This is a genomic window from Botrimarina colliarenosi, from assembly GCF_007859955.1.
GTDB classification, from domain to species: domain Bacteria; phylum Planctomycetota; class Planctomycetia; order Pirellulales; family Lacipirellulaceae; genus Botrimarina; species Botrimarina colliarenosi.
Window position 1 is genome coordinate 1 of record NZ_SJPR01000001.1, and the last position, 26,126, is coordinate 26,126.

At 66.1% G+C, this 26,126-nt stretch carries 17 protein-coding genes and 1 tRNA gene; 6 read left to right on the forward strand and 12 right to left on the reverse strand.

Annotated elements, in window-relative coordinates:
• Positions 1–164: 164 nt before the first annotated feature.
• On the reverse strand, positions 165–740 hold the full coding sequence (locus tag Pla108_RS00005; RefSeq protein WP_146441220.1) for a hypothetical protein: 576 nt from the start codon (positions 738–740) through the stop codon (positions 165–167).
• Positions 741–835: 95 nt separating this feature from the next.
• Positions 836–909 (reverse strand) — tRNA-Pro (locus Pla108_RS00010).
• A 218-nt stretch (positions 910–1,127) separates the two neighbouring features.
• Between Pla108_RS00010 and Pla108_RS00015 the strand changes: the two genes are divergently transcribed.
• Positions 1,128–3,011: a sigma 54-interacting transcriptional regulator gene (locus Pla108_RS00015; RefSeq protein ID WP_261342513.1), complete on the forward strand. Its 1,884-nt coding sequence runs from the start codon at positions 1,128–1,130 to the stop codon at positions 3,009–3,011.
• Positions 3,012–3,019: 8 nt separating this feature from the next.
• Here Pla108_RS00015 and Pla108_RS00020 read toward each other — a convergent pair whose 3' ends face one another.
• The gene (locus Pla108_RS00020) at positions 3,020–4,213 is read right to left on the reverse strand and encodes a dockerin type I repeat-containing protein (RefSeq protein ID WP_146441225.1); all 1,194 of its coding nucleotides are present in this window, start codon (positions 4,211–4,213) and stop codon (positions 3,020–3,022) included.
• A gap of 293 nt (positions 4,214–4,506) precedes the next feature.
• Here Pla108_RS00020 and Pla108_RS00025 point away from each other — a divergent pair, with 293 nt between their 5' ends.
• Together Pla108_RS00025 and Pla108_RS00030 are read left to right on the forward strand one after the other, a co-directional pair.
• Positions 4,507–5,793, forward strand: coding sequence for a phenylacetate--CoA ligase family protein (locus Pla108_RS00025; protein WP_146441227.1), 1,287 nt, complete (start codon positions 4,507–4,509; stop codon positions 5,791–5,793).
• A gap of 67 nt (positions 5,794–5,860) precedes the next feature.
• Positions 5,861–6,190 (forward strand): DUF971 domain-containing protein, encoded by a 330-nt coding sequence (locus Pla108_RS00030; protein WP_146441229.1) that lies wholly within the window; start codon positions 5,861–5,863, stop codon positions 6,188–6,190.
• Between the two features lie 7 nt (positions 6,191–6,197).
• On the opposite strand, the gene Pla108_RS00035 is transcribed toward Pla108_RS00030, so the two are convergent.
• The 4 genes from Pla108_RS00035 to nadB form a co-directional block, all read right to left on the reverse strand.
• Positions 6,198–7,976, reverse strand: coding sequence for a DUF4340 domain-containing protein (locus Pla108_RS00035; RefSeq protein ID WP_146441232.1), 1,779 nt, complete (start codon positions 7,974–7,976; stop codon positions 6,198–6,200).
• Positions 7,977–8,087: 111 nt separating this feature from the next.
• The gene (locus Pla108_RS00040) at positions 8,088–10,910 is read right to left on the reverse strand and encodes a Gldg family protein (protein WP_146441234.1); all 2,823 of its coding nucleotides are present in this window, start codon (positions 10,908–10,910) and stop codon (positions 8,088–8,090) included.
• A gap of 221 nt (positions 10,911–11,131) precedes the next feature.
• Positions 11,132–11,896, reverse strand: coding sequence for an ABC transporter ATP-binding protein (locus Pla108_RS00045; protein ID WP_231934209.1), 765 nt, complete (start codon positions 11,894–11,896; stop codon positions 11,132–11,134).
• A 274-nt stretch (positions 11,897–12,170) separates the two neighbouring features.
• Positions 12,171–13,868, reverse strand: coding sequence for an L-aspartate oxidase (nadB, locus tag Pla108_RS00050; RefSeq protein WP_146441237.1), 1,698 nt, complete (start codon positions 13,866–13,868; stop codon positions 12,171–12,173).
• 423 nt (positions 13,869–14,291) lie between these two features.
• Between nadB and Pla108_RS00055 the strand changes: the two genes are divergently transcribed.
• Positions 14,292–15,107: a hypothetical protein gene (locus Pla108_RS00055; protein ID WP_146441239.1), complete on the forward strand. Its 816-nt coding sequence runs from the start codon at positions 14,292–14,294 to the stop codon at positions 15,105–15,107.
• On the opposite strand, the gene Pla108_RS00060 is transcribed toward Pla108_RS00055, so the two are convergent.
• Positions 15,066–18,614 carry a hypothetical protein gene (locus Pla108_RS00060; RefSeq protein WP_146441242.1) on the reverse strand — a complete coding sequence of 1,183 codons (3,549 nt, stop codon included), beginning with the start codon at positions 18,612–18,614 and terminating at the stop codon, positions 15,066–15,068. The two genes, Pla108_RS00055 and Pla108_RS00060, sit on opposite strands and share 42 nt — an antisense overlap.
• Positions 18,615–18,783: 169 nt before the next feature.
• Between Pla108_RS00060 and lpxK the strand changes: the two genes are divergently transcribed.
• Complete coding sequence (lpxK, locus tag Pla108_RS00065) at positions 18,784–19,920, forward strand: tetraacyldisaccharide 4'-kinase (protein WP_146441244.1); 1,137 nt, start codon at positions 18,784–18,786, stop codon at positions 19,918–19,920.
• On the opposite strand, the gene Pla108_RS00070 is transcribed toward lpxK, so the two are convergent.
• From Pla108_RS00070 to glgP, 4 genes are all read right to left on the reverse strand, one after another.
• Positions 19,917–20,210 carry a BON domain-containing protein gene (locus Pla108_RS00070; protein ID WP_146441246.1) on the reverse strand — a complete coding sequence of 98 codons (294 nt, stop codon included), beginning with the start codon at positions 20,208–20,210 and terminating at the stop codon, positions 19,917–19,919. The two genes, lpxK and Pla108_RS00070, sit on opposite strands and share 4 nt — an antisense overlap.
• Before the next feature lie 303 nt (positions 20,211–20,513).
• Entirely contained in the window at positions 20,514–21,182 is a 669-nt protein-coding gene (cysC, locus tag Pla108_RS00075; RefSeq protein ID WP_146441249.1) for an adenylyl-sulfate kinase, read from the reverse strand.
• 93 nt (positions 21,183–21,275) lie between these two features.
• Positions 21,276–22,367 carry an acyl-CoA dehydrogenase family protein gene (locus Pla108_RS00080; RefSeq protein WP_146441252.1) on the reverse strand — a complete coding sequence of 364 codons (1,092 nt, stop codon included), beginning with the start codon at positions 22,365–22,367 and terminating at the stop codon, positions 21,276–21,278.
• A gap of 161 nt (positions 22,368–22,528) precedes the next feature.
• A complete protein-coding gene (glgP, locus tag Pla108_RS00085; protein WP_146441254.1) occupies positions 22,529–24,730 on the reverse strand; it encodes an alpha-glucan family phosphorylase in 2,202 nt (733 codons plus the stop codon).
• Between the two features lie 393 nt (positions 24,731–25,123).
• Between glgP and Pla108_RS00090 the strand changes: the two genes are divergently transcribed.
• Complete coding sequence (locus Pla108_RS00090) at positions 25,124–26,062, forward strand: aminotransferase class IV (protein ID WP_197526098.1); 939 nt, start codon at positions 25,124–25,126, stop codon at positions 26,060–26,062.
• The last annotated feature ends 64 nt before the right edge of the window (positions 26,063–26,126 follow it).

The window sequence follows — 26,126 nt, forward strand, 5'->3', positions numbered from 1 at the left end:
GGTAGAACGCGTGCCCCGGGCTCGCCGCCAGCTCGCCCGACGGCACGAACAGCTCCCCCTGCGACTCCCGCCGCCGCTTCCCCATCCCCATCGCGATCCCTCCGTCGCGTCAACCTAGACGCTCATAGACTAGCGCTATCTCGCCGCGATCGGGAGTGAGAAAATCAACGGGCTGCTAGGGGGCGGCAGCCAGTTAGGTAAAGAAAGTCCAGCAGCATGCCAAATGGTTCTTGAGCGTGCTGGCGGATTTGGGCCCACTGACTGGGCGTATAGAAGACATCCCGTCGCTTCCGTTTGGGCTTCACCATGCCGCTGATGGGGTTGGTCGAGAGATACTTTTGCTCCACTGCCCAATTGAGCATCCTCTGGACGATGGCCACCGCGTCATTCTGTGCCGTAGAGCCGATCCCGAGCCCTTCGTGCCAGTCGGCGACCTGCCTCGCTTCTAGGCGTGACGGGCGTAGCTGCCTACCGACCTTGGCGATAAAGAGTTTCAGGTAGTAGCGGTGGCGATTGTAGGTGGCCGGTTTTCGCTTCTTCTGGCACCAATCTAGATAGACCTGAGAGAGGTCGTAGAGCGTCGTCAGCTCGCTTTTGACCCGGCTGGGGTCCGCCATCAGAGCGTAGAACTTCTCGAACGCGGCCTCGCGGTCCTTGCCCAGAGAAATCTGGCGACCCGCGATGGAGCAGTACCAGCTGCTGGTCTGCTTACGGAGAAAGGGTTTGGATTCCCGTGACACGTTTTGGCTCCCATTCGTGCATTGATTCGTGCATCCGACGAATCAATGCTTGGAGCCGGCGGGGGAAAGTCCAGCGTTTCCCCGTGAAAAGATAGTCGGGCTGAGAGGATTTGAACCTCCGGCCTCTGCGTCCCGAACGCAGCGCTCTACCAAGCTGAGCTACAGCCCGCTAAGCCCCACAGCGTAGCAGGCCGCCCGGGGTCGGCCAAGGTGGTCTTTGGGGCCGTTTGGGGCGAATTATTGGACCCCTTTGCCGGAGCCTTGGGCCAGAATCCCGCCACCTCGTCCGGCGATGCGGCTGACGCTGGCGTCCCGGTCGGCTAGGCTGGAGGGCTACGGAACAATGAAGGGGCCTTCAATCGGACACCGCCGGCCTTGCACGCCTATTTGACCGTCCTGACCGGGCCCCGCACGGGGGCGCGATTTCCCTTGCCGCCCCGTGGTGAGACGCTGCTCGGCCGTGGGGGGGCGTGCCAGGTGGCGCTGCCTGACCCCATCTGCTCGCGGGTCCACGCCCGTATCGTGGCGGAAGGCGAGCACTGGGTTGTCGCCGACCGGGAGAGCCGCAACGGCACGTACGTCAACGGTCAGAAAGTCAGCGAGGCGGCGCTCGGCGATGGGCATGTGATCCGCATCGGGACCACCGAGTTGGAGTTCCACGAGTCGGAGGAGCCCCCCACCGCCGAGGATCAGACCTACGACGGATTCGCGCCTCCCTCGACCCAAACGATCGTCGATGAGCGTCCCGTTGGCAGCGGCGGCGTCGACGAGACGTCGCTCGACGGCCTGCCGAACGCCGAGCAGGTGAAGGAGCTGATGCTCCTCTACCAGCTCTGTATCAAACTGCTGGGGTCGAGCAGTTCCGACGAGTTGGTGCAGACCGCCCTCGACCTGCTCAAGGCGCGGACCGGGGCGTCGGTCGTTGGTTTTCTTTGGCCCAGCGACGAGGGCGAACTGCGTGCGAAGCAGACCTTGCCGTCCGACGCGGCGTCGCTGCTGGCGCTCAGTCCGTCGCTGTCCGAATTGGTGTTCCGTGCGGGCAACGCCGTCTGGGTCGCCAACCAAGAGGCGCCAAGCGTCGATCCGTCAGGCACGATAAAGATCGGCGCCTTTGCGGACGCGATCTGCGCCCCGCTGCTGCCGCGTCACGGCCGCGAACGACGCGACGAGGCGAAGCCGCTCGGTGCGCTGCACGCCTACCTCGAAGACGGCCGCTTCCGCCAATCCGATTTCGACTTCGTCATCTCCGTGGCGAACCTGCTCGCCGTGTCGCTCGCTAGGGCGATGGAATGGAACTCGCTGCGGCAGAACTTCGACCGTTTGGTCGCCGCCGCGCCGGGCTACGACGGGCTGATCGGCGAGAGCGAGCCGATGCTCGAGTTGAAATCGAAGATCGCCCGGGTCGCGACGGCGCGGGGGTCGGTGCTCATCCGCGGAGAGAGTGGCGCCGGCAAGGAGTTGGTCGCCCGCGCCATCCACCGCGCGAGCCCTCGCTCGGAACGACCGATGGTCTCGGTTAACTGCGCGGCGATCCCGGCCGAGTTGATGGAGAGTCAGCTCTTCGGGCACAAGACGGGGGCGTTCACCGGGGCCGACCGCGACCACATCGGCTACTTCCAGCAGGCCGACATGGGAACGCTGTTCCTCGACGAGGTAGGCGAGATGACACCGGCGGGGCAGGCGAAGCTGCTGCGCGTGCTCGAGGGGCACCCCTTCTTGCCAGTCGGGGCGACCGAGCCGATCACGGTCGACGTCCGGGTGCTCGCCGCCACGAACCAGGACCTGCAGAACTACGTCCGCGACGGGAAGTTCCGCGAGGACCTCTACTACCGGCTCAGTGTTTTTGAACTGCGGCTACCGGCGCTCCGCGAGCGGGGCAGCGACATCGCCCTGCTGGTCGATTTCTTCTTCGACCACTTCAAGAGCGAGCACGGCCGGCCGGGGCTACGGCTGAGCGCCGAGGCACGCGAGCGGCTGTTGGGGTACCACTGGCCCGGCAACGTGCGGCAACTCCGCAACGTGATCGACAGCGCCGTCGTGATGGCGGTCGGCCAGGAGATCGAGCCGGACGACCTCGCCCTCCGCGACGCGGGCGCCGCCGCTAAACCGTCGGAACGGATCGAGAGCCTCCGCATCGACGACTGGGAACGCAAACTCATCCTTGAGGCGCTCTCACGCACCAAGGGCGCGGTTCCCGAAGCGGCGAAGCTCTTGGGCATCGGCCGCGCGACCCTCTACCGCAAGGTCGAACAGTACGGCATCGACCGTTGAGGCCGCTCTCAACGGCGGCGCCGGCAGGCGGTTAGCACCGCGATCGTGGCCAGGAAAGTCGCCGAGGGTTCTGGCGCCGTCGTGGCCGCCGGGGATCGTTCTCCGTAGCGGTTGGCCCAGACCTGCCAGTCGGCGGTGGTGAGGGCGCCATCACCATTGCCATCCGAACGCAAGTCGCCGTTGGCGACGTGGTCTCGGAAGGCGGTGTAGTCGGCGGCGTTCACCACGCCGTCGGCGTTGTAGTCGCCGCTGAAGGTCTCGGGCTGTTGGAAGGTTCGGCCGAAGTTGCTCGACCAGGTGTCGTAGCCGGCCGTCATTTGGGCGGAGTCGGCGGCGCGAGCGGCGGACGACGTGGCGTCTCGCCAGACGGTGTAGTCGGCGGCATTGACGACGCCATCGTCATTGAGATCGCCGGCAAACTCGGCGGGCGCCAACTCGAACTCACACTGACTAAAACCGTTGATCTGGCAGACCGCCAACAGATCGGTTTGCGTGATCTCCCGCCGCTGGCCCCAGAACCGCCACTTCGACAGCATTGAATCGGGCAGATCGAGGTGCGTCGAATGAATCGGGATGTCGGTCCCCGCGAAAGGGGCGAGCGTCACGTCGATTTTGCCGTCGCTCGCTTCTTGATTGTAGAAATCCCAACTCGTGAGACCCAGGGCGTGACCAATCTCGTGCAGGGCCGTCGTGTAGAGATCGATGCTGCTCCGAGACGCCTCGGTGGTCCCGACATACTGTCGCGACACCTCGATCGGCCCCGCGCCCAGGTCGAGGAACGTGCGGTGGTCGTAGCGGAACTCCTCGTTCACGGTCGGCGTGGGGTCGACGAACATCTTCAGGTCATTCGCCAGGTTGCTGTTGAAGGCGACGCTGCCCGAAAGGGTCCTGGTCGGCCAGCCGCCGGCTGCGCCCGGGACGTGGTACGCCGCATTGCTCACTAGCGTTGTGTCGTACCATCCGAACGACAGCGTGAAATCGTGCTTGTCGGGGATCAACGCCTCCCACGCGTCGGCAGCGGCGCGGACGATCGATTCGAGGTCGCCCCCGCCGAGAACCGCGGTTGGCGCGGCGGTCGCCAGCCCAATCGAGGGAATTCTTTCCCCGTCGGAGGCGAAATTCGTGGTGATCGTCAGAGCGTGCGAAGCGCCCGCGGCCGCAAGGACCACCAGGGCGACCCCGCGTCGAATCCAATCTGTCACTAGTGGCCTTCTCTTCCCTGTGCCTGGCTGTCGTCTCGATGAGGGTTCGCCCGAATCAACCTTGGCGATTGCCAGCGCGCTGGCGAATCCGCAACGGGTTCCGGTCCACTGCGGTTAGCGTCCGGTTTACTGGAGATCGGGGTGGCTGGGAATGAGGATCGCCGAAGATTGCCGGTTACGCAAACTGCGGGGGCGTTATTTAGGCCTCTTTCCGGGACAATTTGGCCGGTGAGGGCGCGAAGCGGAAAAGGAGGAATTAGCCGGCAACCCGCCGATCGGGCTATGATTCGAGGATGCTCGCCAACGCTTCGTCGCCGTACGACCCCTCCTGGGGATGGGATCGTCCTACGCTAGAAACCTTCCAGATCGGACGGCTCAACGAGTTGCTGGCGGCGGTGACGCCGGCGAGCACGCTCTATCGGCGGAAGCTGGGTGCCGAGGCGCCACGCCTGACTTCTCTCGAAGAGCTCGACTCGCTGCCGATGACCAGCAAGGACGAGCTCGTCGCCGCCGCGTCGGCGGGCGAGTGGCTCACGCGGCCGGGGACCGAGTACGTTCGCTTCCACCAGACCAGCGGCACTCGGGGGGCGCCGATGGCGGTCCCCGACACGGCCGCCGACTGGCGGTGGTGGATGCAGGCGTGGCGGCACCCGCTCGATGCCGCGGGGATCGTGCCGGGCGACCGAGCGATGCTCGCGTTCTCGTTTGGCCCGTTTGTGGGCTTCTGGAGCGCGTTCGACGCCCTGGTCCAGCGAGGCGTGCAGGCGATCCCCGGTGGCGGGCTCAGTTCGCTAGGTCGACTCGACCTCATCGAGCGTGCGAACGCCAACCGGTTGTTTTGCACGCCGAGCTATGCGTTGCACCTCGCCGATGAGGGCGCGAAGCGGGGCGTCGACGTCGCCTCTTTGCCGATCGAGACGGTCGTCGTGGCCGGCGAGCCGGGCGGCAGCCTGCCGGCGACACGCGAACGGATCGCCGCGGCGTGGGGGGCACGGGTCGTCGATCACGCGGGCGCGACCGAGGTCGGTCCGTGGGGCTTTGGCGACGACCTTTGGAACGACCCGCCGGGACTGCGCGTCGTCGAGTCGGAGTTCTTGGCCGAGTTCGTGTCGGTCGAGACGGGCCGCCCCGCCGCGTTGGGCGAGCTGGCCCACTTAGTGCTCACCAACTTGGGCCGCTACGGCGCCCCGGTCCTTCGCTATCGCACGGGCGACCTCGTGCGGCCCGAGTGGCCCACCGACGGACCGTGCCGCTTTGTCCGGTTGCCCGGCGGCGTCCTCGGTCGGGCGGATGACATGCTCGTGGTCCGCGGCGTCAATGTCTTCCCGTCGTCGATCGAAGAAGTGCTGCGTCGCGTCGAAGGGATCGGCGAGTGGCGCCTCCTTGCCGAGCGACGCGGCGCGATGGACGAGCTCGTCGTCGAGGTCGAAGAGGCGACGGGCGATGTCGGTCGCGTCGCCGACGCGTTACAGACGGGCCTCGGCCTGCGGGTCGAGGTGCGAGCCCTTGTGGCGGGGAGTTTGCCGAGGACCGAGCACAAGTCGCGGCGCTTCGTCGATCGGCGTGATCCGAACGCCTAGGGCCGCCCCATCACACTCAGCGAACCGGGTTGCGTCAGCCCCCGGAGTGAACTACCAACGCGTCACCATGTCAGCACCGACCCCGACCGCGATCCACCGCCTCGCCGACGACCGTATCCAGATCGATTGGTCGGACGGGGTGCAGCACGTCTTCACCGCCCGGGGGTTGCGCGAAGCGTGCCCCTGCGCGACGTGCCGAGAGAAGCGTTCGGCGCCGCCGCCCAACCCGATGCAGCTGACGGTCTTGTCATCCGCGGAAGCCCGCCCCCTCACGATCGCCGGGATGCGGCCCGTGGGCGCCTACGCGTACAACATCGCTTTCAGCGACGGGCACGACTCGGGGCTGTTCACCATGGAACGGCTCCGCGAACTCGGTGCGGCCATAGCGGCGTCTTGAAGCGACGCTATTCGGCTTCGACGGCCGGCGTCGTGGCTTCTTCGACCGTGTCAGCCGCTTCGGCCTCAGGAGCGTCGGCTGCCCCGTCGCCGGTTGCCCCGTCGCCGGTTGCCCCCTCGTCGGCGCCCTCTTCCATCGGGGCGGCTTCGCTGGCGTCGGTCTCCGCCGCCGCCTCGTCATCGTCGGAGGCGTTCGAGAAGCCGGACAGGTTGGGCAGTCCCGGGATGCCAGCAGGAGCAGCGGTTGCCGGCTCGTCGTCGTCCCCCTCGGCAGGCTCCTTGGTCTTGATCAACTCTTCGCGGTCGATGGCGACCTTGTTGTAGACCTCGTCGGAGATGACGTAGTACCAATCGCCGAAGCGGTTGTTGAGCTCTTCGACGCGTTGCTTCGCCGCGGCGACTTTGTCGTCGTAGGCGTCCTGGTTGCGCTGATTGCGTTGGACGATCGCTTCTCGCTCTCGGGCGGCCGCTTCGGCCTTGGTTTCTTCGCCGTCGGCTTCTTCCGCGGAAGCTTCTTCCTCGGCGTCCTCTTCCGATGCGTCTTCGGTGACCTCTTCGGAAGGGACTTCCTCCAGTTCGGGCGTCTCGATCATGCCGTCGTTGAAGCGCGCCATGACAAAGAGGTAGCGATTGACGCCGGGATTGCCGGCTTCGTCATCGGCAGCTTCGTCGGCGGTCTTGACTGGCTGGTCGCCTTCGGACGACAGCTGCAGCTTGCCGAAGCGGAGGACGTACTCGACGCCATCCTTCTGGGTGACGATCACTTCGCCCTCGGAAGAGAGCACCTCGGTGTCGCCAGCTTCGGTCTTCGTAGGGGCGAAGCCGCGTTCCATGAGGCTCTGGATGCTGGAGCGGTCCTTGAAGAAGTCGTCTCCCGCCTTCAAGTCGCCCGAGAGGCCGGTTGGCTTCCGCTCGACGTCGACGATCGTGAGGTTGTCGACGGCGGTCTTGAGCTCGCGGAGGGTCTCCTCATTGAGCTCTTCGTCTTCGCCGAGCGTGAACTCGACATACTGTTCGGTATCACGGTCGTAGGTCTTCAGTTCGTGGGGCGACCACTTCGACTCTTGGTCGTCGTAATCGACCGTCAGGTCGGCGCGCGGGTCGAGGGCCAGGGCGGGGCGGAAACCCTGCATGACGAGCTCGGCCGAGTAGTCTTTCACTTCAACGCGGGCGATGTCGAAGGCGCTGATCTTCAACAGGTCGTCCTCGATCCAATCCTCGAACTTCGTCGAGAACTTCGACGGATCGATAGCGACGACGTAGACCACGTCCTGCGTCGGTTTGCGGACGAAGCGTTGATTCTCCGTGTCTTTGACTTCCTTGCCGACAATCACGTCGACCAGCGTTTCGCCCCCGCCCGACTCGAGCGTTACGCGGGCGCCGACGCCCGTCTGCCCGACCTCCAGCGAGGACGACGGCTCGACAACGCCAAACTCGGCGTGGTCGGCTGCCGACTGCGAAGCGATCGCCAGGATCTCGAGGTCCACCACACCGGTCGAAGCCTCGGCCATTTGCCGCTCGGCGTCGGCCGGGTAGCCCCCCTTGCTCGGGATGCTCCAGACGCCGTTCTCTTCGGCGACTTCAAACTCTCGGAGCGTGGCGGTCTCTTCGTCGAAGCGGACAATCCGCATCAACTTGGCTTCCTCGCTCTCAAAGGAGGCGAAGAGCGGCTGGCCGATCAGGTCATCGACTTGGTAGGTCACGTCGGTAGGACGCGACCAGCTCGCGGCCATCACCGAGCCGATGGCGGCGGCGAGGAACAGGAGCGTTTGGGTGCTTTCCTTCATGGTCGCTTCGACTTGTGGAAGGCTTTTCCGTGTGATGGGTTTGGTGAGCTAGGTTCTTCATCTCCCCTCAGGGGGGAGGGAGTCGTCTCTGCTTACGCGCTGATCGCGGGCTCAATTCTTGTCGTCTTTTTTCCGCATCGATGCGGCGACGTCGGCCCGGCGTTCGGCCGGGGTCTTGCCGCCGAAGCGGAGACGCGTCTTCGACACGCCCTCGCGCTCGCTCTCGCGGCGATGGAAGTAAACGAGGAAGGCCAGCATGATCGGCAGGATCGGCGGCAGGAGCACGGCGCAGAGCTTGTAGAAGTCTTGCACGCCGCGGACCTGAGCCGCGAGGTCGCGCTCCGTCTGCCGGATCTGCCGGTCACGCTCCGCTTCGAGCTTGGCGATGCGGACGTCACGGCTGCGGCCGAAGAGGATGCTCGCTTGCTCCATCCGTTGACGCTTTTCAACGGCGGACAAGTCGGGGTTCGACTCGATCTCGCTGATCTTCGCGGTGAACTCTTCTTGCACGCCGGCGATCTGCGCCTTGGCGTCGTTGATGAATTGCTCGCGTTGCTCGCCGGCGATCTCGCGGTACTCTTCGGTCTGGGCCTCGACCCCCTCGAGGATGCGGTGGCGTCGAGTCCGCTTGCGGACTTCGAGAAAACGCTCGTCGCCGGCAAGCGAGTCGAGCGTGTTCAGCACGAAAGCGACGTTCTGGAAGTTCCACTGCACGATCGCGTCTTCTTCTTCGCCCATCTCGCGGATGACGAAGAACGCGTCGCTAAGGCAGTCGATGTCAGAGATGACGACGGCGTTTAGCGTGACGTCTTCCTTCTTCTCGGCGGCGTCGGCCTCGTCCGTCTCGTCGTCGGCCTGCTTATCGAGCTCGTCGAGCGACAGCTGCTCGCGGTCGTCGGCCACGCCGCTGACACGGGCGGCCATGATGTAGCTGTCGCCGGTCGGCACCTGGCGGAGGCCGATCGCCTGCTGGGCCTGGCGGAGATCGCTCTGCGGGACGTAGCCGGTGAGAGCGCCGGTCACCGCTAGCGGCGTGAACTCGAGTTTCGAGCCGTCGCTCTGCTCGACGGAGCCGGGGTAGAAGAATAAGAGCTGCTGCAAGCCTGAGACGATATTGTCATCGGGATTGAAAGGCTGTGTGGCGCCCGGCTCACCGGCGTCAACAAATACCCAGAGGTCGTCGATCGCACCGGGTCCAGTGCCTGCACGTGGGTAGGGATTGAACTGCTGATAAACGACCTCGTCGCCGGGCACTTTAACGCCCAACAGCTTCCAGAGCTGGGTGATGTCCCCCTTGGGGGCGCCGGGCTGACCGCCGCCGAACATGCCCATCATGCCGCCCCCTTGCGGCGGGTTGGGCTCGGACGTGCCGACCACGTCTTGCCAGAGCCGCGGCGCGGGGTCTTCGAAGACCGCCGTCGGTTGGCCGCCACGGACACAGTCCACAAAGTTATCGAGCTCCGCCGGTCCGAGCGAAGAAGGCTGTACCGCCAGGAGGACGTCGAACTTCTCGGTGATCGGGCTGGCCGGATTGACCTCCACCACGTCGTACTGCTTCTCAAGCTCTTCGATGATCCGCGCCTTGGGGATCGGCCCTTGCATCGTGAAGCCGCCGTTGAGGTTGGCGGCCGTCTTCAACACCCCGAGCCGCTGACGCTTCTTCTGCGCGACGGTTGTGATCGAGCGGACCACCTCGTACTCGGCGGGGACGCCCTTGTCGATAAAGGGGATCACCACCTTGTCGAGCCCGCACGTGAACGCGGCGCCGAGGAAGATCTCTTGCTGGGTGCGCGCGCCCCGGTCCTTGGTGGCGACGCTGCGGGCCTCGATGCCGAACCGTTTCTCGGCGAGCGTGGCGTCTTCGCTGAAGTTTTCGATCTCGTGCTTCGTGACGCGGATCTTGCCGCCGGACAGCGAGCTCAGCTCGCTCAGCGTCGAGACGAGGTCACGCTTTTGAGCGGCGTACTCGGCCGGCACCTGGGGGCTGATGTAAGCGTCGACCTGGATCTGCGGGACGTCGTCGTCGGCCGCTAGGTCGCGGACCAGTTCGCGGGTCTTCTGCGACAGCGAGTTGAGACTCTCGCTCGTCATGTCGAGCCGGGCGTCGTTGTTCGAGAGGAAGACGTTGAGCGCCCCGACGACCACCAACAGGCAGATCGTCCTGAGAAGGTAGTGGCCCCCCTTCGATTCGCCGTCCTCGCGGCCCGCCCAGTGGCGCTTGCTGATGAGCACCATGCAGACGTAGAGCATCACCGCGGCGATGCTGAGGAAGTAGACAACGCTCGACAGGCTGACGACGCCCCGTTCGAAGTCGGCGAACTGCTCTGAGACGCTCCACTGACGGACCGTCTGGGCGAGGGCCTGGTTCTTGACGATCAGGTCGGCGGCCCCAAACAACGCCAGCGGGGCGTTGAGCAGGGCGCCGAGGATGAAGCCGACCGTTAGGTTGCTGGTGAAGAACGACGCGACCATGCCGACGGCCAGCATCGCCACGCCGACAAACCAGTACCCGAGGTACGAGCCGAGGAAGAGGCCCATGTCGGGGTAGCCGAGGCCCCAGCGGAACACGAGGAACACGCTGAAGAGCGAGAACAACAGCGCCACGGTGAAGATCGCGACGCCCGCCTTGAACTTGCCTATGACGACGTCAAAGTCGGTCGCCGGCATCGTGAGCAGCAGCTCGTCGGTCCCCTGGCGCCGTTCCTCGGCCCAGACGCTCATCGTGATGGCGGGGATGAACGCCAGCAGGATGAAGGGCATCCACCGCGACAGCTGGTCGAGGTTCGCCAGGTTGTTGCTAAAGAACTCCGGCGGCCAAAAGGCGGCGAGGCTCGTCAGCATCACGAAGACGCAGATGAAGACGTAACCCGTGGGGTTCGAGAAGTAGCTGACGAAGTCGCGACGGAAGATCGCGTGCAGGACGGTCCAGTTCATGGGGGATCGTTCTTGCCGATGCGTTAAGGAAGGGAGATGTGGGGAGGGGGGGAGATAAGGGGATGGCTATTCGAGGGACGCGGTCAATCGGTCGTCGTCAAAACATCCACTTCAAAGTTATGGTGGGGAATTCGGAGTCATGCTGGAGGGCATTCGCAGTCGCTTGCGATCCCCTTTTCTCCGATTCATCCCCCTCATCTCCCTTCAAAGCGTTTCTGTCCTCAAGCACTCTCCACCGCCCCGGTGAGTTCGTGGAACTTCGCGTCGAGCGCCGCGGGGTCGCTGCCGAGTTCGGCTGGTAGGCCGTCGAAGACGACGCGGCCTTCATTGATGAAGACGACGCGGTTACACATCGCCTCCACCTCTTGCAGGATGTGCGTGCTGAGGAGGACGGTCTTCGTTTCGCCCAGCTCGCGGATCAGCTTGCGGACTTCGCGGATCTGATTGGGGTCGAGGCCGGCGGTCGGCTCGTCGAGGATGAGCACGTCGGGCTCGTGGAGCAGCACCTGCGCCATGCCAACACGTTGGCGATAACCCTTCGAGAGCTTTCCGATTGGCTTGCCGATGACCGTTTCGAGCCGGCATTGGTCGATGACATCCTCCATGCGGTTCTTGAGGCGGCTGGCGGCCATGCCGCGCGCCTGGCCGAAGAACTTCAACAGCGTCCGCGGCGTCATGTCGGGGTAGAGCGGGCCGTTTTCAGGCAGGTATCCCAGCCGCTTCGAGGCCTCGATCCGGTCGGTCGACGTGTTGTAGCCGGCGATCTTCGCCACGCCTGACGACGGGGAGAGGTACCCCGTCAGGAGCTTCATCGTCGTGCTCTTGCCGGCGCCGTTGGGGCCCAGGAAGGCGGCGACCTCTCCTTGGCGGATGGCGAAGGTCACGTCGCGTGTGGCCGCGAAGTCGCCGTAGAACTTCGAGAGGCCTTCCGCTTCAATCATCGGCGCCGCTACGGGGGCGTCGCCAGCGGGCTGGGGCATGCTCATGGGGAGGTTCTTGACCGTTTCTAGTCGCGTCAGAAAGCGTGTAATAAGTTCCTAAGGCTAAACCGCTACGCCGTGCGCTGTCTATCCCGTGGCCGCGGTGTCGGCGGATTCATCACCTCTTGCGCCGCCTACGCTGGCGCGTCGGCGACAGTTCGCCCCGCGGACGGTTTTTCGCAAATTGTCACTAGCGGGCTGCGCTTTACGCAGGGATCCGGCTTTACGCAGGGACCCGCCGATGACATGCCCCACGACGCTCCCCTAAGCCGCGGGCACCCTAAGCCGCGGGCGCCGGTGGAGCGTCGAGCAGGGGGGTCAGCTCGATCTGTGGCCCGGTAGCGGCGCGGCGCACCGTGACCCGCCGCCGCCATTCGGCGTCCTTCGGCTGGGGGAAATCGTTTCGCAGGTGGACGCCGCGTGATTCCTCCCGCTTGGTCGCCGAGCGGATCATGAGTTCCGCGACTTGCAAGAGATTCTGTAGCTCCCAGCCGTCCGGCGTCGTGAGTTGCCGCGTCAGCACGTACCGCCGCCACGACTGAATGCTCTCGGCCGCCTCGGCCAGGCCATCCGCCTCACGCCACACGCCAGCCCGCAACCACATCAGGCTTTTCAGCGAGTTGCGGATATCGGCCAGGTCGAGACGCTCTTTGCTCTTCGGCGCCGCTTCATTGACAAGCGGGATTGCGCGGAACGTATCGGCCTCCTCCAAGGCGGCCGCGGCAGCGCCCTGGCCGGCCCGGTGGCCGTAGACGAGTCCCTCCAGCAAGCTGTTCGACGCCAATCGGTTGGCGCCGTGGAGGCCGCTCGAGGTCGCCTCGCCGGCGGCCCACAAGCGGGGCAGGGTGGTCGCCGCGTGTTCATCGACTCGGACGCCGCCAATCAAGTAATGCGCGCCGGGACGCACGGGGATCGGGTCGGTGGCGATATCGATGCCGAACTCCAGGCAGCTCTTCGCGATCCCGGGGAACCGCGCGCGGACGTGTTCGGCGTCGAGGTGTCGCAGGTCGAGAAAGACGCTCGGCCGCCGGGTCTTCTCCATCTGATGGACGATCGCCCGGCTGACGATGTCCCGCGGCGCCAGCTCGGCGCGCTCGTCGTACTCCGGCATGAAGCGATGGCCGTCGGCGTCGATGAGCCACGCCCCCTCGCCGCGCATCGCCTCGGTGATCAGGCTGCGGCTCGATCCGGCGATGTAGAGCACGGTCGGGTGGAACTGCATGAACTCCATGTCGGCCAACTCGGCGCCGGCCCGGTAGGCGATGGCGTGGCCGTCGCCGGTCGCCACGGCGGGGTTGGTCGTCTCGCGAAACACCTGTCCGGCGCCGCCGGTGGCGAGGATCGTCTGTTTGGCCCAGACGAACGTCTTGCCGTGCGTGGGGCTCCAGACCAGCGCGCCGCGGCACTCGGACTCGCCGGTCAATTCGGACGGGGTTGTCAGCAAGTCGATCGTGAAGGTGTTTTCCCACACCTGAGCGCGGAGCGTCTCGCGGGCGTGCACCCACATCGCCCGCATGATCTCGCGGCCGGTGGCGTCCCCCAGGGCGTGAGCGATGCGGTTGTGGCTGTGGCCCCCTTCGCGTCCGAGGAGGAGCTCGCCGTCGTCGCTGAGGTCGAACTGGGCGCCCCAAGCCATCAGCTCGCGGATGTGGGCCGGGGCCTCGCGCACGACCAGATCGACCACGTCCGGGTCGCAAAGGTTGGCGCCCGCCACCAGCGTGTCGCGGACGTGGTTCGCGAAGTTGTCCTCGGGGTCGAGGACCCCTGCGATCCCGCCTTGGGCGTAGGTGCTGTTCGATTCGCGGCGGTGGTCCTTGGTGACGATCAGGACACTGAGCCGCGGGTCGCACGCCATCGCAGCCCGCAGCCCGGCGATCCCTCCGCCAACGATCAGCACGTCGACAAAATGGTGCGGGATCCGTTTCGGATGAAACGGGGCCAGGTAGCGGGGATTAGCCGATTCGGCGGGGTCGGGCATTGGGAGAAGTATTTGATTGACGTCGCTGGGCAAGAAAACTGCAAATACAGCCCCAGAACCGATTCTATTGACCATTTGACCTCGCCAACTACAGTAAGCGGAGGTATTTCTGCCGTATTAGTCAAGCGAAGGTCGAGGATGTCGCGAGCTAGTGCACCGAGTTCATCTGCTTGGCTGGTGGGGGTAGTCTCCTTTCTCGTGCTTCACTGCATAAGCCCTGCCGCGGCGGACACTCTGCGGGTTTACCGGATCGGCAACAGTTTTACATGGGACAGCCATCCCCCTACGATCGACTCGTCTTCTCTTGAGACGCCCGTCAACGTCCACAGTGGCTATCACCTACGATGGGGGGTGACCCTTGGCTCGATTGCCGCAGTCTCAAGCGCCGATCTAGCATCGTCGGAAGGGGTTTGGAGCGACGCTTTGAGTAACGAGCAGTGGGACGTCGTAATCGCACAGCCTTTTCGTTCTGGTTCATCCAACTTAGCGTCCGACGTTACTGCGGTTCAGGCTTTTAGCGCAGCCCTCGACACGAACCCACTAAACTCGTCCACGCGTTGGGCGTTGTACCAATCGTGGCCATTTAAAAAGGCTACCTACACCGTCGATGACGAGTGGGATGCTTGGTTTGATCCCACCGATGGATTGACACGGCACCGGCAGGCTTACTACAAGGCGTTGCAAGGGGAGTTAGCCCAGGTCGGCGTTGCAGCGGATATTATCCCGAACGCCGACGTGCTTCATTACGTCATAGATAACCCCGATAAATTTGACGCCTTCAGCCAACTCGGCGATCTTTATCGCGATGATATACATATGTCGAAACTCGGCAGTTTCATTGTTGGCTCAACCCTCCTTACGTATTTGAATAACGCGGACTTAACGGGAATCAACGTAAGGGACTATGGGGCCGGGTTGGACCAGCATGAAAAAGACCAATTTCTAAGCGCAATTTGGCGGATCGTTGCGACGTCACAACGGCTAGGCGACTTGAATGGTGATGGTTTCGTCTCCTCCGCTGACCACCTTGCTTGGTCAGCGGCCTACGGAACAAAGGAAGCGGGCGTCGACGCCAATCTCGACGGCGTGGTCAACGCCGCCGACTACACGATCTGGCGCGACGCCGCCGCTCGGACGGCCTCGCTCTCGGTTCCGGAACCGACCGGGTTCTTGATCGGTCTGGCGCCGGTTGGCGGGCTATTTTTCCGCCGCGTCGCCCGCCGCGTTCACGCTGCGTAGGTACCACTCGACCGGGTCGCGGAGCCGGGGCGGCGTCTTGACGCGCGCCGCGTCGCGGAGGTCGCGAAGCGAGTCGTCCGGCGTCTCTTGCGCGGCGGTCGGGCCCGCGGGGTTGAGGCCGAGGCTCCGCAGCGCTCGGTCGAGCTCGGCTTCGCCCGTGGCGCCGCGGTCGGTCGCCTTCTGCTGTCGCGATTGCCAGCGGTTGACGAACCGGCGCAGGTCGTCCTCGGTCCAGCCCAGCTTGTCGAGCAGGCGGCGATCGACTTCCTTCTTACGCAGTTGCTCCTCGAGCCGCTGCAGCACCAACTCGGTCTGCTCCCGGGCGTAGTCGAGGTTCGCGGCGTCACCGCCCGACTCGGCGCCTTCGCCGGCGGCGTCCGACGTGGCGCCCCGATCGGTCAGCTCCATCGGCCCGCCAAGTTCGCCCGACCGGCCGCTGTCCTGCGGGCCTTCGCCCCGCCGGTCGGTGAGTTCGTTGGCGCCGTCGGCGCCCGGCTTGCCGGCTTCGTTGTCAGAGTTGCTGCGATCGGACGATTGGTCGCCGGCGCCTTCTTGTTGAGAACCTTCGCCCGATTGGTTCGATGTCTGACGGGGTTTGCGGTCTGATTGGCCCGGCTGTTGTCCGCCCGGCTTCTCGCCGGCGCCTTCCGTGTCGCGCGACGAAGAGCCCTCGCCCGGTTGGTCGCCCGGTTGGCCACCAGTGGGGGAGTCGGCCGCTTGTTCCCCGCCGGCGCGGCCGGTGGAGTCGCCCGCGCCGCGGTCGGCCGACTGGCCGGCGCCGCGGTCGGCGGCCTGGCTCTGCCCGGCGCTGCCGGACCCTTCGCGCGGCCCCGATTGTTGATCGCTCGATTCGCCGGGGGGCGTGTCGCCGCCCGATTCACTCGACTGCGAGTCGGACTGCTGGCCGCTGCGGTCTTGCTCGCCGGCGCCGGGACCGTCCTGCGACCGCTCGGGCTGCGGGCCGCCGGCCCCGTCGCGGGGCTGCGACTCGCCCTGGTCGGACCCCTCCTGGGCGTCGCCCTGTTGTCCGTCACGACTCTCCGACGCCTCCGCACTGCCCGCCGAGTCATTCGCGGGCTTTCCGTCCCGTTGGTCGGACGGTTGCCCTTCGGACCCGTCGGGCGTTCCCGAGTTGTCGTCGCCCGAGGGCATCTGCTCTTCGCCGGCGCCGTCGTTCGGTTCGCCGCCCGCCGGCGGCGTCTGTCCTTCCGTGGGCGACTGGTCTTCAGATGGCGACTGGGCTTCCTTGGGCGACTGGTCGTCGGAGGGAGAGTTGTTTTCGTTGGCGCCTTGGTTGTCGCTCGGGCCTTGCTGCTTCAGCCAATCGAGCATCCGGTCGAACGCCGAACCGTCGTCGCTGCCGTCGCGGGCGACCGGTTGCGGTTCGCCTCCGGCGCCGTCGTTCGGTTCGCCGCCCGCCGAGGGCTCGCCCCCTTCGCCGCCGCCCGATTGCGGTGTTTGTTGGGCGCCTTGGCCTTCTCCCTGTTGCGAGCCGCCGGCGCCGTCTGAGGACGACTCTTCCGCGTCCGACGAGCCATCGCCTTGGGCGCCGCCGCCCGATCCGTCGGACTCTTCCGATTGGTTGGCGTCCCCTTGCTTGCCGGGACCGGTCAGCCCGCCCGGAGGGGGTGCGCCGTCGTCGCCCGCCTCGCCTTCTTCTTGCTCGCCGCTCGGCTGCGCTTGCTGGCCGTTTGGCGCTTGCTGGCCGTTTGGCGGGGGTTGGTCGGCCGCGTTGGAAGGCGACTCGCCGGCGCCTTGCTGCGCGTCCGAACCGCCTCCGGCGTTCTCTCCGTTCTGCGGTTGGCCTTCGCCCGGCTGTTGCTGGTCGGGTTGCTCTTGATCGGGCTGGCCCGCTTGGGGTTGGCCTTCTCGGCCCCCTTGTTCGCCCGGTTGCTGGTTCGCCGCGTCGTTGGGGCCGACCACGCTGAGCACCTGCCGCTGGCTCACCGCGACGTTGGGCTGGGGCGTGCGGTTGTCGGTCGCCTCGAACCAGTAGTCGAGCGTGTCGCCGGGCCGCAGGCCGATCGCCTCGGGGACGATCTCCATTTCGCCAACGAATCGACCCCGACCCTCGCCGACCGGTAGGTCTCGTTCAACGACGCGGCGGCCGGTTGATTCGCCGATGAGCCGAACCTGCCGGAGCGCAAAATCGGGGTCCCGCGCCTCGGCGACGAGCCGCACCCGCTCGTTGACCGCCACGTCGAGACGCTTCGCCTCGGGCTCGACGATCGATGTCTCGGGCGGCAGGTCCGCGATCACCTCGATCTGGTACTGCGGTGGGTCGTGGTTCGCTTGGCCGTCAAGCGACGTGAACCGCAGGACATAGCTTGAAGGGGGAGCCGCCGTCCCACGCCGCGCGAGACTCAGCACGCCGGTCGCCAGGTCGCCGTCGGCTTTCATGCGGACATCGGGCCGGCCGTCGGCGCCGAGGTCGATCTGCGCCGAATCGATTGGCAGATTGGCTTTGGCGGTGAGCGTGACGCGCGTCCCTTCGATCGCCCGCAGATCGCCGACCCCCTCGACCTCGCGCGTCGCGTAGCCGGTGTAGGGGGGGTAGTCGTACCGGACCGAGACGGGGGCGATCGTCGGCGCCGTCAGCACCTCGACGCGGTAGGTCGGCGAGTGGGTGTCGCACGCCTCGAGGCGATAGGTGAGGGCGCCCTGCAGACCGAGGGCCGCCGACGCGCCGCTGCCGGGCGGGAGGGCGCCGCTAAAGACGCGACCTCCCGTCGACGCCCCCATCGGGACGCGCCGCGAGACGACGCGCTTGTCGTCCGTCGTGTAGACCAGTTCGACCAACTCGCCGTCCTTGAGCCCCGTGACGTTCGCCGAGACCTCGAGCCGGTCGCCCTGGGCAAGTGTCTGGTCGCCGGGCGTGACGTCGGTGATTCGGACGCGGCTCGGCGCGACGATCTGCGACCACGGCGCCAGCACGCGCCCGGCGGACGCGAAGAAGTCCTTCGGCGATGCGACGACGTAGGCGCCGACGACCGCAACGATCGCCAGCAGCAGTTTCGCCGCCCGCACCAGCGGCGTGTGATCGATCGGGGCGTCCCCCGTCTTGGCGAGCCGTTCGGCCGCCTGCTGTTCGAGGGCGTTCCGGACCGCGGCGGGCTCGGCGGCGCCGCGCAGTTGGAGGAGATTCAGCAAGCTGTTCTTTAGCTCGGGCGATTCGCGCTCGATCTCGCGCGCGGCGTAGAGCGGGTTGACGCTCCGCATCAGAGCGGGCCCCAAGCGGTTGAAGGCATACAGACCGGCGCCAGCGATCGCGACTCCGAACAGGGCGAACCGCTCCCAGCGGTCGAGGCCGCCGCTCACAAGCCAGTGGTCCGCCACCGCCGCCGCTAGCAACACAGCGAGCGTCCAGGCCAGCAGGACCACCAAGCCGGTCGCCAAGTCGGCGGACTTCACCGCGGTGCGCGTCTTGGCGATCCGCGCATCAACGAACGCGTCGTAGTCGACCGTGCGGTCGGACTTGGCGGGCGGCGGCGGAGCGAGAGTCGCCATGCGGCGTTTTTCAGCAGCGGGTCGAACGGCTGGTGGGGTCCCTCAAGTATACGCCCCTCCACGCCGCGGGCGGCAGTTGGCGTACGGCGATGGCTCGCCCCCAGCCCGCCATGACCGGTACGATAGCGCCCCCCGTCTTCCCGTCCGCACCTGATTGGCTGCCGAACCTGTGCGATCAAGCGATTTTTACGACCTAGTCAGCGGCCGAAGGCGTGGCGTCGGCGCGACGGCTCTGCGCGGGCTGCTAGCGGTCGCTGAGGGCCCGTACCGTGTCGGCGTCTGGTGGCGGAACCGCCGGTACGACACGACGCCGACGCTCGTGCAGCGCGTCGAGGTCCCCGTCGTCAGCGTCGGCAATGTCACACTCGGCGGTTCGGGCAAGACGCCGATGGTGAAGTGGGTCGCCCGTCGCTTACGCGCCGAGGGGGTTCGTGTCGCTCTCGTGAGTCGCGGCTATGGCTCCAACGACGGGGGGCCGAACGACGAGGCGCTCGAACTCGAGCAGTCCCTTCCCGACGTGCCCCACGTGCAAGACCCGGACCGCGTCGCCGCGGCGCGGATCGCGATCGACGAACTCGCCGCCCAGACGATCGTCATGGACGATGGGTTCCAGCACCGCCGGCTGGCGCGTGACCTCGACATTGTGCTGCTCGACGCCACCGAGCCGTTTGGCTACGGGCGGGTCTTCCCCCGCGGCGTGCTGCGCGAACCGGTTAAGTCACTGCGGCGCGCCGACGTAGTCTGCCTGACACGCTCTGACTTGGTCACCGACTCGCAGCGTGAAGCGGTGCGGCTGCGGGTGGCGGCTTTGGCGCCGGGCGCCTTGTGGTGCGAGTCGGTCACTCGGCCGACGCGGCTCGTGGGGGTTGCCGAGTCGGCGACCGACGATTCGCTCGAGGCCCCTGTAGAGACGCTGCGCGGCGCCCGTGTGGCCGCTTTCTGTGGGATCGGCAACCCGGCCGCGTTCCGCGCGACGCTGTTGGCGCTGGGGGCCGAAGTTGTGGCGTTCGTCGAGTTCGCCGATCACCACGCCTACATCCGGCCCGACGTCGAGCGGATCGAGCGAGAAGCTACCGCCGCCGCGGCCGACCTCGTCGTGTGCACGCACAAGGATTTGGTCAAGGTTGGCGTTGCGACCCTCGGCGCGTTGCCGTTATGGGCCGTTGCGATCGATGCGGTGGTGACGCACGGCGGCGAAGAACTGGCCAGCCGGCTCGCCGCGGTCGCCGCGGCGGCGCCCAGCGATGCCGATGAGGATGAAGACGAGGAGAACTCCAACGACCCTACCGAGACGCCTTCGTCTTAGTAGTTGGGGTTGGAGGAAGTTCGCGGCACCGAGACCTCGATTTCGTTGTCGATGACCTCGTCTTCAACAACGCCCAACACCACATGCTGAGCCAATTGCTTGGAATAGTAGGTCGAGCACTGCCCCGCCAAATGGATCACGCCACGATCGACGGCCACCGCCAAGTTGCGGATCCGGCGGCCAAGACGTGAAGTGATCCGTTCGTGAATGAGCCGTTCAAGTTCCCGCGTCGTCGACGACATGTGCGGGAAGGTTAGACGTCGACCGCTCGATACGGGTCGCAGCGACATGCGTCTCTCTTTGAGGGTTAGGCGGGAGCATCTCTAACCGCGTAATGCGGGGCGAGATCGGCTGTTTGCGGGAGGGGTGAACACTGGCCTTCCGTCGCCAGAATCCATGCAAACGACGCGCCCAAAGCGTCGTCCGCCAGCAGCGAAGGGCCGGTGGTGGCGGAACTCAGCGAGCGATCAACCGTTCAAGACGAATGGTCAATCGGTTGCCCTTCGCATTTAAAAATAGGGCCGATTGCCCGCTTCTGTCAAACCATTTCAAGAAGGTAGTGACCGATCGCTCCCCGGTGTATCGCAAGGAGATCACTCGGCGATCACCTTGAGCCTTTGGAGCTCACCTACCACCCGTTTCGCCAGCAAATCGACCGATTCATCACCACCCGGTAGAACGATCTCTGGGGCCAACGGCTCCTCATAGGGGTCGCTGATTCCTGTGAAGTGCTTGATCTCACCCGCTCGTGCTTTCTTATACAGCCCCTTCGGATCGCGTTGTTCACAGATCTCTAAAGGCGTATCGACAAACACCTCTAAGAAGTCCCCTTGGTCCGCGACACTTCCGCCGAGGGTCTGGCGGACCGCGTCGCGATCGCTGCGGTAGGGGCTCACAAACGCGGTTAACACAATGAGGCCCGCTTCGGCCATGAGCTTGGCGGCTTCGCCGACGCGGCGGATGTTCTCGACCCGGTCTTCGGGAGCGAAGCCCAGGCCGAAGCGTTCGCCAAACGCCGCCCCATAGCGCTCCGCCAGCAGTTGGGGCGTCGCGTTCAGGCCGTGGCGGACATTGTCGCCATCAAGCACGTAAGTACGGACCCCCGCAGCATGCAGCATCGCGTCGACGGCGTTCGCGACGGTGCTCTTGCCAGATCCCGATAGGCCCGTGAACCAGACGACCGCGCCGCGGTGGCCGGCGAGCTTCTCACGGTCGGCCCGCGCCACGGCGTGCTCGTGCCATACAACAATTGGATCGGACATAGGGGAGTGGGCAGTCAGCGTTAGGCAGTCGGCAGAGCATGCTGCGTTGGGGCAGCGAGCCGGGAAGCGTCAGCTCCCGGAGGAACCCGCACTCTACCCGACGAGGCCCGCCAGTTCACACAGCCCCGCCTGTTGCACCGGCTGGGGGCAGCTCCAGACCAGGAAGAACAGGGCCTCGCGGCAGAGCCGGCCGGCTGGCGCCTCGGCGAGGTAGCCGGCCCCCTTGGTGGCCGAGAGCGCGGCTTGGGCGGCTCGCAGCACCAGGCTGTTGGCCCGCTGGCGGAGCGACTCGCTGCTGCAAGTGGGCGAGCCGTTCGCCGCGGCCTGCAGATCAACCAGCAGGCGGGCGTGCTCGGCGGCGATCGCTTCGACGGGCGCCGCCAAGTCGGGCCGACGCGACGCCTCTTGGTGGAGCAGGGCAAGGCTCGCCGCCGCGGCGCCGAGCGCCAGAGTCGAGGTCTGGGGGCCGCCCGTTCCGGCGCCGACGCCATGCTTGAGAACGTCGGGAATCGGGCCGGCGACGACGTAGTCGTCGGATATCTCGGCGCCGTCGAAGCGGACCGGACCGGTCCGACTGGCCGTCAACGCGACCATTTCAAAAGCGGGCGGCGTCGTAACGGCCGCGAGGTCCGTCGGCGCCGCCAACAAGATTTCTTCGCCGGTCGGCTCGCCCTGGCCGTCCACCACCGCAGCGCCGACCACAACGTGCAGCGCCGCCTCGGCGCCGGTCACCCACGGCGCGGCGCCCTCGAGCCGCCAGCCGCCGTCGATCCGCGTTGCGGCGAGCATCGGCTTGGCGAGGTGCCGGCCGCTGGTCGTCAGGTGCGAGATGCCGACTGTCGCGAACGAATCGCCCGCCGCCAGGCCGGGGAGCAAGCGTTCCTTGAGCGCTTGGTTCGCGCCGCCGGCGATCCGCCGACAGGCGCCGGTCCGCTGCGTGATGATGAACGTCGTGGTGAGGCACGCCTCGCTGAGGGCCAGATAGCCGCGCGTGACGTCGGCGTCGTCCCAGCCCTGGCCGTGGTGCTCGGCGGGAAGAAACCACTCAAAAACGCCCGCCTCGCCGCAAAGCCGCATCGACTCGGCCGGCCAGGCGCTCGTCCGGTCGACCTCGGTAGCGCCGGCGCGCAGCGCATCGCACAGGTCGAGAAGTGCGGGCGAATCGGGCGAAGTGATACGGGCCATAGCGTCAGCTTATCACCGGCCCCCGCGCGACGCGACTTGCCGCCGTAGGAGGGGTCTTGAGCCGCGCACCAATGGATCTTGAGCCGCGCACGAAGTAAGCGGAGCCGTCTGGAGCGGCAATCCTCTCCGCTTACTTCAGTGCGCGGCTCAAACCCTTTGCGTCAGCGCATCCCCATCTCGCTCGACAGGCCGCCCGCCGCGGGCAGGTAGCAGAGCTTCACGTAGTCCTGCACCATCCGGTGGGCGCTAAACCGGGCGGCGAGCGTGGCGATCGAATTGACCATCCGCTCGATCCACTGGTGCGGCAGGCCATCGGCGTCGCGGTCGTAGAACAGCGGCACGACCTCGTCGCGGAGCACCTCGTAGAGGTGGTCGGCGTCGCGTTGGTCGGTGATCGCGGTGTCGACGTGCTGCGTGCCGTTGCCAATGGAGAAGCCGTTCTTGCCGTTGTAGGCCTCGCCCCACCAGCCATCGAGGATCGAGCAGTTGAGGCCGCCGTTGAGCACGACCTTCATGCCGCTGGTGCCCGACGCTTCGAGCGGACGCCGCGGGTTGTTGAGCCACACGTCGACGCCCTGGATCATGTGCCGGGCGACGTTCATGTCGTAGTCCTCGACAAACACGACGCGGCCGGCAAACCGCGGGTCGTTCCGCAGGTTGGCGATCTTCTTGATGAAGCCCTTGCCCGGTTCGTCGGCGGGGTGGGCCTTGCCGGCGAAGATGAACTGCACCGGGCGGTTGGTGTCGTTGATCAGCTCGGCGATGTCGTCCAGCCGCTTGAGGAACAGGTCGGCCCGCTTGTAGGTGGCGAACCGGCGGGCGAAGCCGATCGTCAGAGCGGCCGGGTCGAGCGCCAGCCGGGCGGCGTCGACATGGGCCTCGTCCTCGCTGCGGCGGCGGCACTGGCGGCTGAGGCGGCGCCGGACGAAGTCGAGGCACCGGCTCTTCAGCGCGTGGTGCGTCTCCCAGAGCTCGCCCGGATCGACTTGGTAAATCCCCTGCCAAGTCTCCGGGTCGTACATCTTGCTCTGCCAGTCGACCCCTAGGTAGCGGTCATACATCTGCCGCATCGGCAGGGCGAGCCAGGTCGGCACGTGGACGCCGTTGGTGATGTGGCCGATCGGCACCTCTTCTTCGACTCGCCACGGCCAGAGATTGGCCCACATGCGGCGTGAGACGACGCCGTGCAGCGAGCTCACGGCGTTGGCGCGGCGCGAGAGCTTCAGGCCGATGACGGTCATCGTGAAGGTCTCTTCGCCATTCTGCGGCTCGACGCGGCCCAGGCCCATCAGTTGGTCGTGCGAGATGCCGAGCTTGTCACGGGTGGGGCCGAGGTGCTCCTCGATCAGGCCCGCGTCGAAGCGGTCGTGGCCCGCCGGGACCGGCGTGTGCGTGGTGAAGACGGTCTGCTGGGCGACCTCACGGAGGGCGTCGTCGAACGACAGGCCGTCGTCTTGCATCCGCTCGTGGATGACTTCTAGCGGGGCGAAGGCGCTGTGGCCTTCGTTGAGATGGTAGGCGCCGGGCGTGATGCCCAGGGCGCGGAGCGCCTTGACGCCGCCGATGCCCAGCACCAGCTCCTGGCGGATACGGGTGCGGGTGTCGCCGCCGTAGAGGCGGCTGGTCAGCTCGCGGTCTTGCGGGCTGTTCCCCTCGACGTCGCAGTCGAGCAGGTAGAGCTTCACCCGGCCGACGCGGACAAGCCATACCTTGGCGTTCAGCGCGCCGTTGCGGGTTTCGATCGACACCATGATCGGCTTGCCGTCTTTGCCCACGGCGGGCTCCATCGGCTGGGTCGCGACCTTCGTGTTGACGTATTCCTCTTGCTGGTAGCCCTCGCTGTCGAGGTGCTGCTTGAAGTAGCCCTGGTCGTAGAACAGGCCCATCGCGATCAGCGGGATGCCGAGGCCGCTCGCCGACTTGATGTGGTCGCCCGACAGGATGCCGAGACCGCCCGAGTAGATCGGAACGGACTCGTGCATGCCGAACTCGGCGGAGAAGTAGGCGACCGGCTTGGAGCCGAGGACGCCCGCCTCGCGGGCGCCCCAGGTGTGGTCGGTCTTGGTGAGGTAGTCGTGCAGCCGGCGGTGAGCCTGATTGATCCGGGTGATCATCGCCATCTCGCTGGCCCGCTCGGCGACCTGCTCGGCGGTCATCTCCGCGAGCAGGGCGATCGGGTTGTGGTCGAGCTGGCGCCAGCGGACCGGGTCGAGGTCGCGGAACAGCTGACCGACTTCGGGCTTCCAGCTCCACCAGAGATTGCGGGCGATCGTCTGGAGCTTGCCGTAGAGGGCTTGCGGGGTGACTTCGGTCCAGTTCTCGCGGGCTAGGGCGGCGAGGGAGGGCTCTTGGACTTGGCTCATAATGTTCAGCTGCCTTCGGAACAGTGTGTTTCAGCCGTGGAGCGGTTCAGCTGCGAGATCGGCCGGGGTGGGAACCCGACACCGCAAGCGGTGCGGGCACGGACGCCAATCAAAGGGGGGACTGTGGTTCGGAGTATAGCGGAATGCCAATGGGCGAATGCCAGACCTAAATCCCTGATTCGACCAGACCTCAATCCCAATTCGATAAGTGCCGACAGCTCTTTGGGTCGCCTACCGCGACGGAGGGGTCGCGATAGAATGCGCAATCGGCTTTCGCAGGTCTTTCGTCCCACAGAATCTGCACGAGTCGCTGGGGCCCCCGACGCACCTTGCCAAGATTGCCAAGTCGATGCGGTCTGGGGCCGTGACGCGCCGTCTGTAGAGGATTTCCACATGCCAGCTGTCGCCGTTCAACCCACCGCCAATATCGACGGCGTGCTATCGCCGCTCGACGACGCCCGGATCCCGGTTCTCGACCGAGGCTTCCTCTACGGCGATTCGGTCTACGAGGTCTTCCGCACCTACGACGGCGTGCCCCTGTTCTGGCGCGAGCACTTCGAGCGGATGGAGAACTCGGCTCGGCTGATCCACATGCCGATCGCTCAGAGCCGCGAAGAGTTGATGGCAGAAATCCGTCGGGCGGTCGCCGCGGCCGGCGGCCGGCCGAGCGAGGACGGTACGGGCGAGGTCTATGTCCGCTGGCACCTCTCGCGCGGCGTCGGACCGGTCGATCTCTATCCCGATCCGAACTTGCGAACCAGTTTCATGATCTTCGTGAAGCCCGTGCCGAAGTGGAAGCAAGCGCATTGCGAGGTCGGCATGCGGCTGGCCGTCACCGACGTGCGACGCAACGCGGCGGACGCCCTCAGCCCCAATATCAAGAGCGGCAACTACCTGAACAACATCCTCGGTCTCGCCGAGGCGGTCGAGCGGGGCGCGGACGACTGCCTCATGCTGAACCACGAGGGCTACGCCACCGAGGCGAGCAACAGCAACATTTTCTTCGTCACCGACGGCAAGGTGCAGACGCCGGCCGACTCGGCGGGCAACCTCCGCGGCATCACGGGGGCGGCGTTGCGGAAGATCGGCGCCGCCGCCGGCTGGCCAATCCATGAAGAACTCCTCACCGTCGACGACCTGTCCCAAGTCGACGAGGCCTTCGTCACCAGCGCCACCCGCGAGGTGATGCCGGTGGCGGCGATACGGCTTCCCAGCGGCCAATGGCGTGAGCTTCCTCCCGGCGGCGGGCCGCTGACCCGCCAGATCGCCCAGGCTTACAAGGACTATGTCGCCGAGTACGTTGTCGCCGAAGCCAATGCCCGGTTGTGGTGAGCGGGGGGCTGTCGGCTGTCGGCTGTCGGCGGTCGGCTTATACTGTGCTGGCTCGGATGCGGTT

Coding starts and splice junctions, on each gene's coding strand:
- Pla108_RS00080 (WP_146441252.1), bottom strand. CDS start 22,367: ATGGCCCGTATCACTTCGCCCGATTCGCCCGCACTTCTCGACCTGTGC.
- Pla108_RS00045 (WP_231934209.1), bottom strand. CDS start 11,896: ATGAGCATGCCCCAGCCCGCTGGCGACGCCCCCGTAGCGGCGCCGATG.
- glgP (WP_146441254.1), bottom strand. CDS start 24,730: ATGAGCCAAGTCCAAGAGCCCTCCCTCGCCGCCCTAGCCCGCGAGAAC.
- Pla108_RS00030 (WP_146441229.1), top strand. CDS start 5,861: ATGTCAGCACCGACCCCGACCGCGATCCACCGCCTCGCCGACGACCGT.
- Pla108_RS00060 (WP_146441242.1), bottom strand. CDS start 18,614: ATGGCGACTCTCGCTCCGCCGCCGCCCGCCAAGTCCGACCGCACGGTC.
- Pla108_RS00025 (WP_146441227.1), top strand. CDS start 4,507: ATGCTCGCCAACGCTTCGTCGCCGTACGACCCCTCCTGGGGATGGGAT.
- Pla108_RS00090 (WP_197526098.1), top strand. CDS start 25,124: ATGCCAGCTGTCGCCGTTCAACCCACCGCCAATATCGACGGCGTGCTA.
- Pla108_RS00070 (WP_146441246.1), bottom strand. CDS start 20,210: ATGTCGCTGCGACCCGTATCGAGCGGTCGACGTCTAACCTTCCCGCAC.
- Pla108_RS00035 (WP_146441232.1), bottom strand. CDS start 7,976: ATGAAGGAAAGCACCCAAACGCTCCTGTTCCTCGCCGCCGCCATCGGC.
- Pla108_RS00040 (WP_146441234.1), bottom strand. CDS start 10,910: ATGAACTGGACCGTCCTGCACGCGATCTTCCGTCGCGACTTCGTCAGC.
- cysC (WP_146441249.1), bottom strand. CDS start 21,182: ATGTCCGATCCAATTGTTGTATGGCACGAGCACGCCGTGGCGCGGGCC.
- nadB (WP_146441237.1), bottom strand. CDS start 13,868: ATGCCCGACCCCGCCGAATCGGCTAATCCCCGCTACCTGGCCCCGTTT.